The following is a 16,724-nucleotide window of genomic DNA, read 5'->3' as shown; positions in this document are numbered from 1 at the left end:
ATTATATCAAAAAGCCCCCCCAGACAAGGAGGCATGAAAGTTTTAACGTCTGATTAATTGCAACAAACTAACTCTTTTATGATCTTTTACTCACGTGATCGTACAAATAATCAACTGTTGACTGAAAGGTAATCAATTTGGCTGCATCATCGTCAGAAATCTCAATATCGTACTTGTCTTCTAATTCCATGACTAATTCGACAAAATCAATCGAATCGGCATCGACATCTTTTGTAAAATCCAAATCTGGTGTGATTTTGGATTCCGGTAAATTAAAACGTGTTGATACTTCTTTTGTTAACTGAGCAGCAATTTCTTCTTTTGTCATTTTTCCTCCACATGAACTTCGAACTGGTCTTTATTTTCCTGAACATATTTCGTGATATCCGCCACCAAATTAACCTCAAGAATCGTTTTAATTTGACCAATCGTATTTGCGACAGCCTTTGCTTTGGCTGAACCATGCGTTTTAACCACTGGTGCTTTTAAACCAGCAATAACCGCACCCCCAGCATTATTATAATCCAGAACAGAAGCGAATTTTTTCAGTGCCGGCTTGACCAGTGCGGCCCCGATTTTAGTCTTTAAACCGCTGTGAACCAAGACATTTTTCAGCCCGGCAAACATCGTTAAAGCCGTCCCTTCAATCGCTTTAAGTGCTGCATTGCCAGAAAAACCGTCAGCCACAACAACATCGGCGTGACCGTTTAATAATTCACGACTTTCAATATTGCCGGTAAAATTCAATTCTTTGACATGCTTTAATAGTTGGTGCGCTTCAATATGAATCTTATCGCCCTTATCTTCTTCAGCGCCATTATTCAAAAGTCTGACCTCAGGGTTCGGGCGTTTTAAGACATGTGTGGCATAGAAATCACCCAAAACGGCAAACTGCACCAAGTACGGTGCTTTTACTTCAGCGTTAGCACCAACATCCATAAACACCCATGAACGCTGCGGATCATCCACAGAAGGCATCACAGTCAACAAACCAGGTCGTTGAATGCCATCAATCCGGCCAACAATAAAAATGCCGCTCGCAAGCAAGGCACCGGTATTACCAGCTGAAAACAGTGCATCCGCTTTGCCGTCTTTAACTGCATTAGCAGCCACGACCATCGAAGAATCTTTCTTCCGGCGAACTGCCTTAACTGGCTCTTCGCCCATTTCAATGCTCTCAGTGGTATTGATGATTGTCAGCCTGTTTTGATCACTATCGCCAATAATCTCTAGAATCCGGCCTTTATCCCCATATAGATCCAATTGCAGATTATCATACCGGTCTCTAGCGATTAAAGCGCCCTTCACAATTTCTTCAGGAGCGTTGTCGCCCCCCATTGCGTCGATCGCAATTGTATATAATTTACTCATCTTAGTCAAAGTCCTTATATCGATACATAGTCAACGACAAATATTTTACCAGTCCGGCATGGTCTTTGTCAGAATCCCAGTGCGGCTGCCTCGTAATCTCGATTGCGGCTTGCTGAGCGATCTCCATCATTTTTAAATCATGCACCGGATCGCCTACATTGAATTCCGGCAGACCAGCTTGTTTGACACCGATCATATCGCCGGGACCGCGTAATTGTAAATCTTTTTCAGCTAATTGAAAACCATCTGTCGTGGACTCGATGGCTGTCATCCGATCAATCCCATACTGCGTCTTGGGATCGGAAATCAAAATCGCATAGGACTGCTTATCACCTCGTCCGACTCGACCGCGTAATTGGTGCAGCTGCGCCAGTCCGAAACGATCCGCATCCAAGATAATCATAATGGTCGCGTTTTTAATGTCTACACCCACTTCAATGACCGTTGTTGTAACCAGTAATTGTGTCTTATTAGCAGCAAAATCTGAAATCACTTGCTGTTTATCCTCATTTGACATACGGCCGTGCAATAAAGCCACATGATAAGGTGCCATTTCTGTCTGCAGCTGATCATAAACCAATAAAGCATTTTGTACGTCCAGCGTCTCCGATTCTTCAATTAAAGGCGTCACCACATAGACTTGTGCACCAGCAACCATTTGCTTTTTAACCCATTGAAAAACATTATCAGTTTGATTGGATTTAACCCATCGTGTGACAATACGCTTCCGGCCGCTTGGCAGCTGATCAATTATTGAAACATCCATCTCGCCATAAGCTGTGATGGCCAAAGTGCGTGGAATGGGCGTGGCGGTCATGGCTAGAATATCCGGATTCTGTCCCTGTTCCCGTAAAGCTGCACGCTGCTTGACACCGAATCGGTGCTGTTCATCAACAACAGCTAAAGCCAAGTTATGGAAATGCACGTCTGGCTGAATCAGAGCGTGAGTACCCACAATAATATCAATCTCGCCAGATTGCAGATCCTGCAGGATCTGTCGGCGGGCAGCTGCCTTTAATCCAGACGTGAGTAGCTCAACACGTAAATGCAGGCCGCAGGATTCATATAAATTGCTCAAATTAATGGCATGCTGCTGGGCCAAAATTTCGGTCGGCACCATAATCGCAGCTTGAAAACCAGCGCTATAGGCAGCCAGCATCGCAATAGCGGCCACAATCGTTTTACCAGACCCGACATCCCCCTGCAGCAGGCGATTCATATGAATCGGTGCGCTTAAATCCTGAAGAATTTCGTCCAGCACTTTCTGTTGAGCATCAGTCAGGCGATATGGCAGCCGCTCAACAAAATCCTGTAGGACTTGGTTATCATAATTGACTGCTCGTCCTTGGTGTTCCTGAGCAGATAACTTCAAAAGCTGCAGACGCATTTGAAAAATAAAGAACTCCTCAAAAGCAGCAGAACGGCGTGCCAGACGAGCCTCCTCGGCATCATTTGGAAAATGCATATCGTGAATCTGTTTTTTCCGAGGCTGCAAACGATATAGCTGACGTAAATCAGCTGGTATCAGATCTTCAATTTGGTTGGCATAGAGACTGTAAGCTTTTTGAATCAGCTGCTGAATTGTTTTTGCATGAATCGCTTGGCTGGAAGGATAAACAGCTGCCAACGAATTCTCAGCCAAATTGATAATCTTTTGGCCGGCTAACGATGCGTGAATCGCATCATAGGTCCCAAAAACAGCGATTTCCTGCTCTACTTCAACACGTTCTTCCAACCATGGCTGATTAAAAAAAGAAACAGAAATATTATCATGGGCAATCAGCAAGTGGAATGAGAGCCGGGATTTATGATAACCAAAATGTGTCAAGACCGGGGGTGAACTGACAATACCCTTAAAAGTAACTTTTTGGCCATCATCCGTTTGGCTGGGCAGACGTGTCTCAAAGTCATCATAGCGAAAGGGATAATAAGTCAGCAGATCCTCAATGTTTTCAATTCCTAATTGCTTCAAAGCCTCAGCGCGTTTATCGCCAACACCAGAAAGTTTTGTAATTGGATCAAAAAGACTCACAGAAAGATTATATTACTTCCACTGTTCAATTTTGCCAAGAGCTCTTGTGGCGGGCCAAACAAAAAATCCGCCTAGGACGGATTTTGATGCTGTGTTATGAACTAAAAAATTATTCAACCGAAATCAAAAATGGATATAAAGGCTGATCACCCTCATGAACTTCAGTTTCCAAATCACTATTCAGCTTAGAAATTGCTTTTACTAATTGGTCAGCTTCTTTTTCATTAGATTCACTGCCATAGATAACTGTGACAATTTCAGAATCTTCATCAAGCATTGTTTTGACTGCATTAACAGCCACATCACGAATCTTTCGACCATTCGCCTGAATCTTGCCATCGACAATCGCAATGTACTCACCACGTTTGATATCTTTGCCATCTAAAACAGTATCGCGAACAGCTTTTGTAATTTCAGCTGATTTGACCGTATCCAGCTGATCAATCATTTCCTTGGCATTCTCTTTAACATCAAGCTCCGGATTATAACCCAACATGGCTGTCAAACCTTGCTGAATGGTCTTGGATTTGACAATCTCAACAGGTACTTTTGCCATCTCAGCGGCCTGGCTGGCTGCCATAAAGATATTGCTGTTGTTAGGAAGAATAATCGCTTTTTTGGCACCACTAACTTTGATTGCATTCAATAAATCCTTGGTTGATGGATTCATGGTCTGGCCGCCTGTAATTACATCAGTCACACCCATTGACTCGAACAGTTCAGCCACACCATGACCAGAAGCAACCGTAATTACAGCCGTCTCAACAGGTTCTCTTTTTTTCTCAGTCTGTTCTTTAGCAACACGATCGATCACAGCCTGCTGCTGATCGCGCATGTTATCGATCTTGACCCAACGAATCGAACCATAATGCGTTGCCTCAGTCAAAATAGCACCAGGATTTTCTGTATGTACATGTGTTTTGACCAAACCATCGTCAGCGATAACAAGCAAAGAATCACCCAATTCACTCAAATCTTTGTAAAAATCGTCGTAACTCCAGTCACGATCATAAGTTGTTCCCTTACCAGTCTCAAAAAGAACTGTCGTGCAGTAACCATATTTAATATCTTTAGGATCCAAGGAAACCTGTGCGTCAAACTCATCGCTCTTTTCATCGAACTGAGCCATATCTGGCGGCGTATCCAAATCATCTTGTGTAGTCTTGCCGGAAAGCACCTCATACCAAGATTGAAAAACAAAGACTAATCCTTGGCCGCCGGAATCAACGACACCAACCTCTTTTAGAACAGGGAGCAACGAAGGTGTCTTAGCCAATGCTTTTTTTGAAGCATCGTAAGTCGCCTTGCTGACTTTAATTAAATCATTGGATTTAGCTGCAGTCTGCCCAGCTGCGGCTGCCGACTCGCGAATAACCGTTAAAATCGTGCCTTCGGTCGGCTTCATAACAGATTTATAGGCCGCTTCAGCACCAGCCTTCAACGCATTAGCAAACTGCTGTGCATCCAAGGTATCGAAGTTAGCAATGTATTTTGTAAAACCGCGCATGATTTGCGACAAAATAACACCAGAATTGCCACGCGCGCCCATCAAAAGCCCCTTTGACATCGCAGCCGATAAAGCGGCGACAGATGTTTCCGTAGAATCACGCTCGTATTGAGCTCCGGATTGCATCGTCAGACTCATATTAGTGCCTGTGTCGCCATCCGGCACCGGAAACACATTCAATTTATTTATATGCTGCGCATTTTTCGTCAAAATTTGGGCAGCAGCATTGATCATCCGACCAAATTCAACATTCGTAATTATTTCCATTTGATCTCCTTAGGCGCGGATGCCTTCGATAGTGACATTTACTTGATTAATGACAACACCCAGATTTTTCTCCAAAGCATAGCGAACCTGCTTTTGAACGGCTTTTGAAACTTCGGAAAGCTTTGCACCATATTCAACAACAATATGAACATCAATGGTAAGCTGATCCTTCTCTTCGGATACTAGAATACCGCGTCCATAATTCGGGCGCTGCAAAACCTGATTCACACCATCTTTGAAAGACTTTGATGCCATACCAATCACACCAAAGGATTCAGAAGCAGCAGTTCCGACAATCGTCGAAATAACATCATCATCAATATTTACTTGGCCAATCTTGGTCTTCATCTTTAGGCTCATGATTTTACCTCTGATTAAATTTTAACAGTCTTTTCGAATTTGGCTTTTCGCTTTAAGATATAAAAAAACCGCTTTCAGCGGCCCAATTTATACGCGTTCGATAGAACCATTCTTCAAACCTGCGCGCAAAGTACGAGCAGTCAGATAAACGGTCTTGGGAGCGTCGCCGTTAATCTTAACGGTCACTTTTTGCAAATTCGGCTTCCACGAACGGCGATTGGCATTCAAAGCGTGCGAACGCTGATTACCAAAACGAGTCCGCGCGCCGGTGATAGCATCTTTTGCCATGGCGTCCTCCTTACATGTAACTTTTAAATTTTATATGATTTGTGCCTGAATTGCAAATCTTAAGTCCTGAAAAGCTTTAATATTCGTTTAACTTGTTTTTTAAATTGTTTTAATGTTGGATTTCAATAATGATCTTGTTCCAAAGGACGCCCCAGAGGAACGATTTTCATAAATAACTATCCCTTCCAAAATTATAAAACTCTCTTTATAAAAATCCCTTACACCGACCAGCGTCGGTGTTTTTTATTGCTATCAGTTGGGACAACATGCTAAAATATACAAGTTCTGCGGATGTGGCGGAACTGGCAGACGCGCAGGATTTAGGTTCCTGTGAGGCAACTCGTGCAGGTTCGATTCCTGTCATCCGCATAAAAAACGTCGATTTAGAGGCGTTACTAAGTGTTTTATAAACAAATTTGCGATAGCCGATTTTAATCGGCTATTTTTTTTATCTCTAAGTGCAAAATATCACTTGACAATCATTACATTAATTGTTTTAATTCATGTAACCAATATTTAGAGGGAGAATTTCCAGTGTCTAGTCTTTTTTTAACTAAACAAGTCATTATCAGCGTCGTCATTATTTTGTCTTAATGATGAGCTGTTATTGAGCTGCTCGTCATTTATTAAAGACGAGCAGCTGAGAGATTGGAAATTTTTCAAATCGGTCAACTGCAAAAACAGTTGGCCGATTTTTTTATGGTAACAAAGGAGAAAATGAATTATGACAAAAAAAGAAAAAAGACGTAATACAGTTTTGCTGGCGTCTTTGATTTTCGGAATGTTTTTCGGGGCCGGCAATCTGATTTTCCCAGTTCAATTGGGTCAGAATGCTGGCAGCAATTGGGTCACGGCGACTCTTGGTTTTTTAATCACAGGCACACTCGTGCCCTTTTTGGCTATGCTGGCCGTCAGCGTGACCAATAGTAAAGGTGTATACGACGTTGCAAAACCAGTCGCACCTTGGTTTGCAGCAGTCTTTCTCGTCTTGCTTCATCTAACAATCGGGCCTTTTTTCGGGACGCCAAGAACTGCAGCAACAGCTTTTTCTATGGGTGCAGCACCCTTTCTACCTAAGAATTTCCAAGGTCTTGGTATGCTGATATTTTCAGCTCTCTTCTTTAGCTTGGCTTACTTTTTGACGATTAAACAAAAGAATCTGGTTAAATGGATCGGCAAGTATCTCAATCCTCTGTTTTTGGCACTATTAGTCATCGTCCTTCTATTAGCATTAGTACTACCGATGGGCAGTCTGCATCAGGCAGTTCAGCCGAGTTATAGCGGCAATCCCTTTTTCCAAGGTTTTCTGGACGGCTATAACACAATGGATGGTTTAGCTCTCTTAGCCTTTGCGGTCACAGTGGTTTACGCCGTGCGAGGACTGGGTTATCAAAAAGAACAAGTACCCAAGATGCTGGCCAAATCTGGATTCTTCAGTATTTTAGCCGAAGCAGTTCTTTACGCAGGACTGGTTTTTCTTGGCACCAGCAGTCTGGGTCTGTTCAAGGTCGCAGCAAATGGTGGAACAGCCTTTGCACAAATTGTTCAGCACTTTTTGGGTAATGTCGGCATTGTCTTCACAGGTGTTTTGGTCACTTTGGCCGTTTTTACAACCGCGATGGGCTTGTGTGCCTCATTTGCTCAAGATATGCACCGGACTTTTCCAAAATTGAGTTATGCAACCTGGCTGAAAATCACAACGGTTGGGTCTTTGGTCACTGCCAATGCAGGCCTGACAAATATCGTAGCCTGGGCAATCCCAGTACTGATGCTCATGTATCCCTTGGCATTGGTTTTAATCGGCTTGTCTCTATGCGCAAAATTTTTCAAACGGTCCAAGTATGTCTGCCGATCAGTTGTATTTATGACTTTGCCCGCTGCGCTGCTGGATAGTGCTGCCAGCCTGCCAACCGGAAAATTGCCAGTCTTATCTGATCTAGTTACGGCTTACCATCAATCCGTGCCACTTGCGTCTCTAGGATTAGGATGGCTGCTGCCGGCCCTGGTCGGTGCTGTTGTTGGTACTTGCCTTTATCTGCTTTTTGACAAAGGGCAAAGAGCCGCGGTTAGTCAAACAGAGGCAAACTGAGTATCGTTTGTGTATTGAATATATTTTAAAAAGGTCCCCATTTGGGGACCTTTTTTGAGTGGCATAACAATCAGAAATGAAATCATTACTTAAGATAACGAATTTATATGCTTTTTTGAAAAAATAAAATATCCCAATATCAAGGCCCCAAAAACATACTCAGCTATCAGTCCTAAAGAAAGCGACAGACTGATACTTCGATATGGCCAGGGCTGCAGGACCAGCTGATTTGTAAATCGGGAGAATAAGGACATGATCGTATTCTTAAAATCCGTTCTACCCAAATTCGGTATTACCGCCTGATAAATCAGAAAAATAACAATGGCAATTGATGAACGTTTGCATATCAGGCCAACAGAAAACCAAATCAAGGCAGTGACCACGCCGATCAAACAGGCCACCAAGACTGTAAGGATCATATCTCCGGCATTTAACGCTTGGAGAGAAATACCATATTCCGAAAGATCTCGTAATTTAACCAGATGCGGCAGAATCAGGCCTAACAAAGACGCTAAAACAGCAGCGAGCACATAAATGGCGGCAGTTGCTGCAAAAAGAGTCAGCACTTTGCCTGAAAAAATCACTAGCCAAGTGTGATTATCCAGTTTTCTTTTATAAGTCGCACTGGCAAAATCGTGTGTGGCAATTGAAATTCCCAAAATGCCTGTCAGGAGCGGCAATAGAACTAATCCCAATGAGCCAAATAAAAATCGCGTGAATTCAATGGAGTGGAGTTGATTTTGAGAATGAATCACGTTTTCGTAATTATAGCGTGCACTATTATCCACTGTCGTACTGACTTAGCCTAGGGGATTCGATTCTTGATGGATATGGTAAGGCTTTTGAATATCTTGATTGAATTCGGCCGAACTCTGATACATTCCACGAGTTATCTTAAAGGTCTGCCAAGAATCTGCCTGAGTATTGACGGCTTGAAATCCAGCAAAAGCGACCAGCAAGCAAATAATCACCAGAACGACGCGCGATATCTTACTTTTCAGCAGATACAGACTTTCTTGTAAAAAAGTAGTTTTCATATGTCTGTGCCATTCCTTTCTGTCGCCATGTTGTGTCTTCTATGATTTGATGATCGCAAACGACGTAAAGATGATTAATAAGATTGTCGCAATTAATCTCCTCTAGAAAGTTATTCGGAATTCATTTTCGAAAATAAAATTAAATTTAAAAGATAAAAAACAAATAGAGTTTTAGAATTTCAAAAAGCAAAGCAGCAGTGAAAATTGCCATATAGACTAAAGTTTGTTAAACTGTTTTAGTCAATTGATTGCCGACTTAGCTCAGTTGGCTAGAGCACCTCACTAGTAATGAGGGGGTCGGAGGTTCGAATCCTCTAGTCGGCATATTAAAATCCATATCGGTGCGTTTCTAGCATGTTGTTGTGCAAATTCAGACAAAAAAAGGGATCCAATTCAGGATTCCTTTTTTTATTGTTTAATTCAACTCACCAGCAGCAATTTTATCAATCAGATCCCGTGATGGAATGAAGAAGAGTTGGCCTGACAAAATTGTGGAGAATTTCAAAAGGAAATCCGATGTATCCAACATTTGCTGAAGCATCATCTTAGTGATATGCCAATGCCTAGCGTATCCCATGAAATAGGTACCTGTTTTACCTGAAGCCGGATCGGAAAAAGGCACGTTCATACGAATAATTTTTTGTTCCTGCCCATCAATTTCGATTTTAGAGCTCACATTATGCGCATTTTTAAATTTATCAGCATCCTCTAATTCCAGATCGCTGAATTTTTCGCGCCCAACGGCTTTTTCCTGATCTTCGGTCTTCAAATGATTCCAAAAATCCATATCGTGCTGCCATTTCTGGGCAAAAGCATACGAACCATTGATAAAATCAGGATCTTCATCACCGATTAAAGCGTAACCGGCGGCATCCTGTACGGCCGGTGCTTCTGTCCCATCGATAAAGCCGATAATAGCCCGCCCTTCAAAATAGCGAAAACCCTTTGTCTCATCAACAACTTCAGTGATATCTTTCAAAAAGCGGCGAAATTGTGTCTGCGCTTCATAGACGACGGCCTCATTACTGGCACGAATATGAAAAAATATGTCGCCCTCGCTAGCTGGCATGGCGTACTCCGGGCCCGTTAAGCCTTCATACGTTTCCAATTCTTTTGGCTGAGACGCATTGGGAAACAAATATTCCCAAGCCTTCTTGCTAAAACCAAAAGCCACTTTCAAACCTGATTCTGTGGCTAAATGGGCATCACGAATTTTTAATGAACGGATAATCGCTTGCGACCGATCAGCGAATTCTGCAATGGCCTGCTGATCTTTTTGCTGATCTTTTCTCAGCAGGCGCAAAACCGTAAACTGCACATGTTCGCCCACATCTTTCCATACATCTTGTGCTCTATCTGGATTGATTGTCATTTTCTACCTCTTTTTTTACAAATTCGGCGATTCAATAAATATTGAAAGGATAATTCCACCGTATCATATCTGAAAGGGCAAATTAAACTCTTCTTTCAAAATAAAAAAAGCCTTCACTATAAGGCTTCATTACTTAATTGCGATGTTCTTGGTCGATCTTATCTTCGCCGAAATAAGGACGCAGAACTTTTGGAATTGTGATCGAACCATCTTCATTTTGATAATTCTCTAAAATAGCAGCAACTGTACGGCCGACAGCGAGTCCAGAGCCATTTAACGTGTGGACAAAATGCAAACGGCCATCCCCATCGCGATACTGAATATGCGCACGACGAGCCTGAAAATCCTCGTCATTCGATACCGAAGAAATTTCGCGGTACTTATTTTGCGTCGGGAACCAGACTTCTAGATCATAAGTCATGGCCGACCCAAAGCCCATATCGCCAGTCGAGAGGCGAATTACATGGTAAGGCAGTTCCAGTTTTTGCAGAATATTTTCCGCATTCACAGTCATCTTTTCCAATTCATCATAAGAATCTTCTGGTTTTGTAAACTTAACCATCTCCACTTTATTGAATTGGTGAAGACGAATTAATCCGCGCGTATCTTTGCCAGCAGCTCCAGCTTCTTGACGAAAAGCCGGTGACAAAGCCGTGATATAAAGCGGCAATTCAGATTCGTCCATGATTTCATTACGGCGCCAATTAACCAAAGCAACTTCGGCCGTCGGAATCATTGTCATAGCCTGGTCTTTGCCGACTTCATAAGCATCATCGACAAATTTCGGGAATTGACCAGTCGCATACATTGATTCATTGGTCACCATATAGGGTGTCAGCAATTCCGTGTAACCTTCGCGACGGTGTTCATCAAGCATAAAATTATAAATGGCGCGTTCCAAGCGGGCACCAGCACCGACATAGTATAGGAAACGCGCTCCAGAAACTTTGGCTCCTCGTTCAAAATCCAAAATTCCCAAATCCTCGCCGATATCATAATGTGGCTTCAGCCAATCAGGCGTTTTTGAGAAAGCAGCCGGACGGCCCGACAAATTAGCCGGTTCCCAAGTCCTTTGTTCCACATTATAGCTGTCATCAGGCCCCACTGGGACACGAGGATCGGCTAAATTCGGTAACTGTGCCTCTTGATCGTGAACAATTTTATCGATTGCCATTACTTGTTGATCGAGATCTTTAATCTGGTCAGAAACGAGCTGCATATCAGCGATGGCTTTTTTAGCGGAAACGTCATCTTTTTCACGCTTGGCCGCACCGATTTGATCAGAAACTTGGTTGCGTTTTGCCTTTAACTGCTCAACTTCTTTAATCAGCGAACGCCTTTTTTCATCATCAGCTAGCAGTTGATCCAAAACACCATCAGCAACATTGCGGTCCAGCAAACGTTGATTTGCTTCATCGCGATTATTTCTCAAATACTTAATATCTAACATATATTCGATTATACATTGGCGATAGAAAAAATCTTAAAAAGCATTCTTATTTAGTGCTTTGAAGGGACGATAATTTCTCTGTTACAAAATGGTGATCTTGAAATTTAATTCTGACATCCGCTCGACTAGCAAGTTCCTCACTATCTGTGCTGATAATGACGGTTTTTTTCCATTCATGTGCAGCTGCAGCAAAAGCCGTCAACAGTCTTTTAGCAGCGGCTGTATCTAATTTTTCTGTCGGATTATCAGCCAAAATTATTGGTGCATCAACTGCTAAAGCGCGTGCTAAGGCAATCAGCTGTCGTTGTTCTAACGAAAGATCAGAGACGACCCGTTTTAGAAAACTATTTTCAACACCAACCTGAGATAACAAGTCCATCGCATAGCGTTTGCTGCCAGCATGTTTGGAATTGGTAATTGATAATGCTGACATAATATTTTCAACAGGTGTCATGTAATCAATCAAGTTGCCATCAGAAAACAGTAAAGAAATTTTTTCATTACGATATTTATTTAATCCGATTTTTTGGATATTTTTGCCATTAAAGTTAACAGTTCCTGAAGTCGGGGACTTGAGACCAGCCAAAAACAGCATCAGTTCCCGCTGGCCGACAACAGCATAGAAACCAGCGTTATCAAATTTAAGACTGACATTTTTATAAAGATATTTTTTGCTGTGATCAGCGTATTGCGTCAATTTTTGAACTGTTAATGTCATTAAATACTTTTTTAAAATACAACCTGATTGAATTTGGAACGAAGGACGATAAACAAGGAAAGTCCAGTGGCCACAGACACCATAATGATACCTAACACAACTAAAATGATTAAACTGCTGATGCCAAGAGGGGTCGAAAAAATGGCTGTATGGGTAATAATCTGTGCACCGATTAAACTACTAAAGAAATTGCCGAATGCCCCGGTTAAAATCAAGGAGATCAATAAAACCAAACCCGTTTCAATAAAAAACTGTCCAGCTATTTTTCCTTTTTTCTCGCCCAAGGCTATGAGCAAACACACTTCTTTTTGCCGTGTTTTGGCCATGACGGCTAAAATGATGAATAAAATCAAGCTGCCTGCAATGACGGCCGACCAGATAAAACGAAGTGCAATTCTTGATAGTGCCTGAATCCAAGTAGTTACAGCTCGATAGAGCCGGTCAGTGCTTGTTAGCTGCAAAGGAGATGGAATAAGTTGGTTGGCCTTTTCTATAAACGCATGCTCCTGTTGGCGATTCGCTAAAGTATAAGCTGCTTGGGTAACCATGCCAGCATTGCCTGCTAAATTTGAGGCCAAACTATAGCTTGCAAAAATAGTTCTTGATGGATCCTCAAGGGCTCGAAACAAATGCCCATTAGCACCTTTAGCAGTATAAATGCCGACCACTTTAAGACTGCTGACGCGGTTTTGGGAATTTCGTACCTTGATGATGTGACCAATATCAATATCATCTTCCAAAGCCAGGCTTCTTTCAATTACAACATTATGGCTGCCTAAGTCAGAATTATAAATGCCGCGTCCTCTGATAATTGAATATTTTTTTGCCTGAAAATTCGGATCATCCAAATTTGCGGATATGCCGAAAATCGTGACTTGATTGTTTGAAAGCAGCCCCTTTGCCGTTGCTGACTGCTTACTATCAGTGTTCAAAGGCGGCACTCGAAATGAGGCAGCTTCTACTTGTGCTTGAGAGTGAATCTGATAGCTGGCAACGTTGCTAAGACGCGCCAGCCGTTTAGCGATTTTTCGGCTGACTTGTGCTCGCCCAGCATCGGCGATAGGATACGACCAAAAGTCCGTACTATCAAAACCGCTTGATAAAGCCCTTTGTGTTAGCTGATGCTGACGAGACGATAAAATAACTGTACTGCCAAGGGGCTTTTTATTATTTTCGCTGGATTTGAGAAGTGCATTCTGAATGGTTAGACCGGTTAATATCGCGATCAAGCTTGTGGTGGTGACCAAAATCAATAAAAGGCTTTTTCCGATTCTTCGTCGAAGATACAAAAAAGCACGTTTTATGTAATCCATAAAAACTCCTAACAGTAGCAGATTATTATTGGAAAATTAAAGGGTGCTTAAATAAGTATTAAATGAAAATTAATCCCATAATTGGCTTATCCCACCAGGCTGCCAAGATCGAATAATTTTGCATCTATTTGTTTCAAAACTTCATCAGCAGCAGGCTTGGATTCCACAAAATCGTACTTGTCACCATCAATCTCCATCTTGGGGCCGCGATCATATGAAGCATACCAAGCCTCATAACGCTTGTTGAGTTCCTCGTAATAAGTATATAAGTCAGGGTGAACCGAAATCTGTTCAAACGACCGTCCTCTTTTTTGAATCCGATCCAGCATCGTATCAAAAGAGACACGGACATGGATTAGCAGGCCTGGATCTTTAGAAGGCAATTCTGTGAGTTTTTCCATCATATTAGTCAGCAGTGACTTGTAAATCTGTACTTCGGTCTCAGTGGAACGGCCAAGGTCTGCATTTAATTGAAACAACAACGCATCTTCAAAAATAGATCTGTCGATGACATCCAATTTATTCTCTTGTGCATTTTTAATATTATCTAAACGCTTGTTTAAAAAATAAATCTGCAGCAAGAAGGCATACTTCTTCGGATCGTCGTAAAATAGCGGCAAAATTGGATTGTCGCTCACACTTTCGTAGATTGCTTTACTTCCTAGGTGATTAGCCAGCAAAGTAGTCAGGCTTGTTTTTCCGGCTCCAATAGTTCCTGCTAAAACGATCATTTTTCCTCCTAAACGCTACTTTATATAATTTGACAATTTAAGCAGATAAAGTCAAATCTTTTTATGAAATACATAAAAACGTGTAAACGCGAATCAAATCCAGCTGCCGCGAAAAGTTTTCAAACGAGAGAAAAGGCCTGCATATTCAAAATAAACTTCTTCTGAAAAAAGAAACCAGGCGTAGCCCAGAAGCAGTGCACTCACAACATCCAGCACACTATTGTAGTGGAAAGCAATAACTGACAAGCAGACCAGAAGCAGCCAGAAAATCATAAACGTAATCGTACGATTTTTAGCCTTTCTGGCCTTTTTATTGAATTCTGGAACCAGCAAAACAAAGAAGAATTGCAGCAGCAGGAAAGTGAGCAATACAGGCAGACTGGGAAAAGTTTGTCCAATCGATACCGGCCTTCCTGCTAGCGCCGGCCGATGGATCAACAAGGTGAGCAACGCATCAATAGGAAATGCAGTCAAAGTTGTCAATAAAAACCAAAGAGCCGGAATTTTAAAGTTGCTGCCCCACATATAGAAAGCGATTGCCAAAATAAAAAGTACAATGATCAAGGGACGGCTTAAATGAGCTGCCGGCCACAGAATTAAATACCAGACTAGGCCATGGGACTGCGAGAGAAAACGTGTTGCGAACTCATCAAACACGTTAATCAAAAGTGACGAACGCCACAGCAAAAAAACAATGATTAAAAATAAAAAAACAAAAATAAAAATTAAGGGTTTTCTCGCTCTATCCCGATCTACAATCATAATTCATCACTTATTGTAACAAAGCCATAATCTTTAATGTTTTAAATTAAAACTTTAGATAGAATGTAAGATATGCCAGAAACCAAACCATTAAGAGCCGGGAGAGAACGTCGCCCCGGCAAAAAAAATAGACATCTAATCAGAAATATTCTCCTCACCATCTTCGGTGTGCTCTTTATTGCTATCGGCATTACTTTTTTCATTGCCTATTCTAATATCAAGGGCGCTATCAATACCAATACGTTTGTGCCGACAAAATTGAAAAAAAGTCGTGACGTTAATTCCGTGTTAAATGACGGGCGGCCTGTTTCCATCCTACTGATGGGTACTGATACAGGCGAGCTTGGCCGAAGCTGGGTTGGCCGAACTGATTCAATGATTCTAGTGACCATCAATCCGAAAACAAAGCGAACCTTGCTTATGTCAATTCCCAGAGATTCAATGATCGCCATTCCTGGTTACGAAGACACATTCCCGCAAAAAATAAATGCCGCCTATGAATATCCGGCCAACGGTCAAGGGCACCCTGAAACCACTATTCGAACAGTTCAAAAATGGCTAAACGTGCCAATTGATTTTTACGCCATTGTCAACATGGGCGCACTTGAACAGGTCGTTAATCGGGCTGGTGGTATCAGCGTGAAATCACCGCTATCATTTGCTTTTTCATCAGATACAGCACACGCATATGGCGCACATCTTTACCGTTTTACAAAAGATTCTGATCAATACAGTTATTATGCTGATGGTATCAACCTCACTAAAACTTCGCGTGTAATGGACGGGACAGCTGCTTTGGCTTTCGCCCGGATGCGTTACGAAGACCCGCTAAGCGACTACGGTCGAACCTTGCGTCAACGCTTAATTTTGGAAGCTATCGCTAAAAAAGCCGGCAGTTTGATTCCACAGATTATCAATCAACGTTTTTTGAACTCAATATCAAAGCAGGCCCAGACCGATTTGAGTTTTAACGACATGCTGGCATTGGGATCAAAATATCGCAGCGCAATTAGAAGAATTGATTCTGACCACATGCAAGGGGTCGGTTATAAGTATGGTCTAATTTCTTTTGAGATTATTCCGAACAAAGAAAAACAGCGCGCGACTGATAAAATTAGAAAGTTTTTGGGATTGCCCGCTGCACAAACTGGACCTCGGTTCGCTGGAACCGTCACCAATGGCGTCGTGATTGATGATGGCACACAAGACTCAACTGCCACAGCTGCGAGCCAGCAGTCGTATACTTATACACCGCCTGCTGCACCAGCGGCCAGTTACTCTTCCAGCTATACGCCACCAGTTTATACAGCGCCCGCTGCTTCCAGTACCGCTCCATCTGTTGCGTCGTCATCCTCAAGTTCGACACCACCAGCCAGTGATACTAAGACAGGGAATTAAGTATTTTTATCAAAAAAGTGTATTAAAAA

The 16,724-nt window shown here is 42.2% G+C and carries 16 protein-coding genes and 2 tRNA genes; 4 read left to right on the top strand and 14 right to left on the bottom strand.

The genetic code is table 11. The features are described from left to right. Positions 1-76: 76 nt before the first annotated feature. The 6 genes from acpP to rpmB form a co-directional block, all read right to left on the bottom strand. Positions 77-328 carry an acyl carrier protein gene (gene acpP, locus OKIT_RS04265; RefSeq protein WP_007745627.1) on the bottom strand — a complete coding sequence of 84 codons (252 nt, stop codon included), beginning with the start codon at positions 326-328 and terminating at the stop codon, positions 77-79. Further along, complete coding sequence (gene plsX / locus OKIT_RS04260) at positions 325-1,371, bottom strand: phosphate acyltransferase PlsX (protein WP_007745625.1); 1,047 nt, start codon at positions 1,369-1,371, stop codon at positions 325-327. The genes acpP and plsX overlap by 4 nt, the downstream gene beginning before the upstream one ends. A gap of 1 nt (position 1,372) precedes the next feature. Continuing rightward, positions 1,373-3,403 (bottom strand): ATP-dependent DNA helicase RecG, encoded by a 2,031-nt coding sequence (gene recG, locus OKIT_RS04255; protein WP_007745624.1) that lies wholly within the window; start codon positions 3,401-3,403, stop codon positions 1,373-1,375. A 109-nt stretch (positions 3,404-3,512) separates the two neighbouring features. Then, a complete protein-coding gene (locus tag OKIT_RS04250) occupies positions 3,513-5,177 on the bottom strand; it encodes a fatty acid kinase ATP-binding subunit FakA (protein WP_007745622.1) in 1,665 nt (554 codons plus the stop codon). A gap of 9 nt (positions 5,178-5,186) precedes the next feature. Continuing rightward, complete coding sequence (locus tag OKIT_RS04245; protein WP_028291895.1) at positions 5,187-5,537, bottom strand: Asp23/Gls24 family envelope stress response protein; 351 nt, start codon at positions 5,535-5,537, stop codon at positions 5,187-5,189. Between the two features lie 87 nt (positions 5,538-5,624). Beyond that, a complete protein-coding gene (gene rpmB, locus OKIT_RS04240) occupies positions 5,625-5,825 on the bottom strand; it encodes a 50S ribosomal protein L28 (protein ID WP_007745617.1) in 201 nt (66 codons plus the stop codon). Positions 5,826-6,112: 287 nt separating this feature from the next. On the opposite strand from rpmB, the gene OKIT_RS04235 reads away from it, so the two are divergent. Next, positions 6,113-6,194: transfer RNA gene (locus tag OKIT_RS04235), tRNA-Leu, on the top strand. Between the two features lie 355 nt (positions 6,195-6,549). Continuing rightward, on the top strand, positions 6,550-7,914 hold the full coding sequence (gene brnQ / locus OKIT_RS04230; RefSeq protein ID WP_007745615.1) for a branched-chain amino acid transport system II carrier protein: 1,365 nt from the start codon (positions 6,550-6,552) through the stop codon (positions 7,912-7,914). 89 nt (positions 7,915-8,003) lie between these two features. Here brnQ and OKIT_RS04225 read toward each other — a convergent pair whose 3' ends face one another. Both OKIT_RS04225 and OKIT_RS04220 read right to left on the bottom strand, forming a co-directional pair. Then, a complete protein-coding gene (locus OKIT_RS04225) occupies positions 8,004-8,702 on the bottom strand; it encodes a hypothetical protein (RefSeq protein WP_028291893.1) in 699 nt (232 codons plus the stop codon). 12 nt (positions 8,703-8,714) lie between these two features. After that, positions 8,715-8,951, bottom strand: a complete 237-nt coding sequence (locus OKIT_RS04220) for a hypothetical protein (RefSeq protein WP_007745613.1) — start codon at positions 8,949-8,951, stop codon at positions 8,715-8,717. Between the two features lie 250 nt (positions 8,952-9,201). Here OKIT_RS04220 and OKIT_RS04215 point away from each other — a divergent pair. Further along, positions 9,202-9,275, top strand: a tRNA-Thr gene (locus tag OKIT_RS04215). Between the two features lie 91 nt (positions 9,276-9,366). On the opposite strand, the gene OKIT_RS04210 is transcribed toward OKIT_RS04215, so the two are convergent. The 6 genes from OKIT_RS04210 to OKIT_RS04185 form a co-directional block, all read right to left on the bottom strand. Further along, entirely contained in the window at positions 9,367-10,323 is a 957-nt protein-coding gene (locus OKIT_RS04210; RefSeq protein ID WP_007745612.1) for a Dyp-type peroxidase, read from the bottom strand. Positions 10,324-10,456: 133 nt separating this feature from the next. Continuing rightward, positions 10,457-11,773, bottom strand: coding sequence for a serine--tRNA ligase (gene serS, locus OKIT_RS04205; RefSeq protein WP_007745611.1), 1,317 nt, complete (start codon positions 11,771-11,773; stop codon positions 10,457-10,459). Positions 11,774-11,819: 46 nt separating this feature from the next. Then, positions 11,820-12,491 carry an ATP-binding cassette domain-containing protein gene (locus OKIT_RS04200; RefSeq protein WP_007745610.1) on the bottom strand — a complete coding sequence of 224 codons (672 nt, stop codon included), beginning with the start codon at positions 12,489-12,491 and terminating at the stop codon, positions 11,820-11,822. Between the two features lie 11 nt (positions 12,492-12,502). Beyond that, positions 12,503-13,804 carry an ABC transporter permease gene (locus OKIT_RS04195; protein WP_007745607.1) on the bottom strand — a complete coding sequence of 434 codons (1,302 nt, stop codon included), beginning with the start codon at positions 13,802-13,804 and terminating at the stop codon, positions 12,503-12,505. An 86-nt stretch (positions 13,805-13,890) separates the two neighbouring features. Further along, positions 13,891-14,535, bottom strand: a complete 645-nt coding sequence (locus OKIT_RS04190) for a deoxynucleoside kinase (RefSeq protein ID WP_007745606.1) — start codon at positions 14,533-14,535, stop codon at positions 13,891-13,893. Positions 14,536-14,628: 93 nt separating this feature from the next. Next, positions 14,629-15,297, bottom strand: a complete 669-nt coding sequence (locus tag OKIT_RS04185) for a phosphatase PAP2 family protein (RefSeq protein ID WP_007745604.1) — start codon at positions 15,295-15,297, stop codon at positions 14,629-14,631. Positions 15,298-15,369: 72 nt separating this feature from the next. Between OKIT_RS04185 and OKIT_RS04180 the strand changes: the two genes are divergently transcribed. Beyond that, positions 15,370-16,695: an LCP family protein gene (locus OKIT_RS04180; RefSeq protein ID WP_007745602.1), complete on the top strand. Its 1,326-nt coding sequence runs from the start codon at positions 15,370-15,372 to the stop codon at positions 16,693-16,695. Positions 16,696-16,724 lie beyond the last annotated feature (29 nt).

This window comes from Oenococcus kitaharae DSM 17330 (genome assembly GCF_000241055.1).
Classification (GTDB): Bacteria; Bacillota; Bacilli; order Lactobacillales; family Lactobacillaceae; genus Oenococcus; species Oenococcus kitaharae.
The sequence above is the reverse complement of the archived record's forward strand: the minus strand, read 5'-3'. Positions and strand labels throughout refer to the sequence as shown.

What these genes read in the sequence shown, in the direction of transcription:
- acpP (WP_007745627.1), bottom strand. Translation starts at nt 328, where the DNA reads ATGACAAAAGAAGAAATTGCTGCTCAGTTAACAAAAGAAGTATCAACA.
- plsX (WP_007745625.1), bottom strand. Translation starts at nt 1,371, where the DNA reads ATGAGTAAATTATATACAATTGCGATCGACGCAATGGGGGGCGACAAC.
- OKIT_RS04250 (WP_007745622.1), bottom strand. Translation starts at nt 5,177, where the DNA reads ATGGAAATAATTACGAATGTTGAATTTGGTCGGATGATCAATGCTGCT.
- OKIT_RS04245 (WP_028291895.1), bottom strand. Translation starts at nt 5,537, where the DNA reads ATGAGCCTAAAGATGAAGACCAAGATTGGCCAAGTAAATATTGATGAT.
- rpmB (WP_007745617.1), bottom strand. Translation starts at nt 5,825, where the DNA reads ATGGCAAAAGATGCTATCACCGGCGCGCGGACTCGTTTTGGTAATCAG.
- brnQ (WP_007745615.1), top strand. Translation starts at nt 6,550, where the DNA reads ATGACAAAAAAAGAAAAAAGACGTAATACAGTTTTGCTGGCGTCTTTG.
- OKIT_RS04220 (WP_007745613.1), bottom strand. Translation starts at nt 8,951, where the DNA reads ATGAAAACTACTTTTTTACAAGAAAGTCTGTATCTGCTGAAAAGTAAG.
- OKIT_RS04210 (WP_007745612.1), bottom strand. Translation starts at nt 10,323, where the DNA reads ATGACAATCAATCCAGATAGAGCACAAGATGTATGGAAAGATGTGGGC.
- serS (WP_007745611.1), bottom strand. Translation starts at nt 11,773, where the DNA reads ATGTTAGATATTAAGTATTTGAGAAATAATCGCGATGAAGCAAATCAA.
- OKIT_RS04200 (WP_007745610.1), bottom strand. Translation starts at nt 12,491, where the DNA reads ATGACATTAACAGTTCAAAAATTGACGCAATACGCTGATCACAGCAAA.
- OKIT_RS04195 (WP_007745607.1), bottom strand. Translation starts at nt 13,804, where the DNA reads ATGGATTACATAAAACGTGCTTTTTTGTATCTTCGACGAAGAATCGGA.
- OKIT_RS04190 (WP_007745606.1), bottom strand. Translation starts at nt 14,535, where the DNA reads ATGATCGTTTTAGCAGGAACTATTGGAGCCGGAAAAACAAGCCTGACT.
- OKIT_RS04185 (WP_007745604.1), bottom strand. Translation starts at nt 15,297, where the DNA reads ATGATTGTAGATCGGGATAGAGCGAGAAAACCCTTAATTTTTATTTTT.
- OKIT_RS04180 (WP_007745602.1), top strand. Translation starts at nt 15,370, where the DNA reads ATGCCAGAAACCAAACCATTAAGAGCCGGGAGAGAACGTCGCCCCGGC.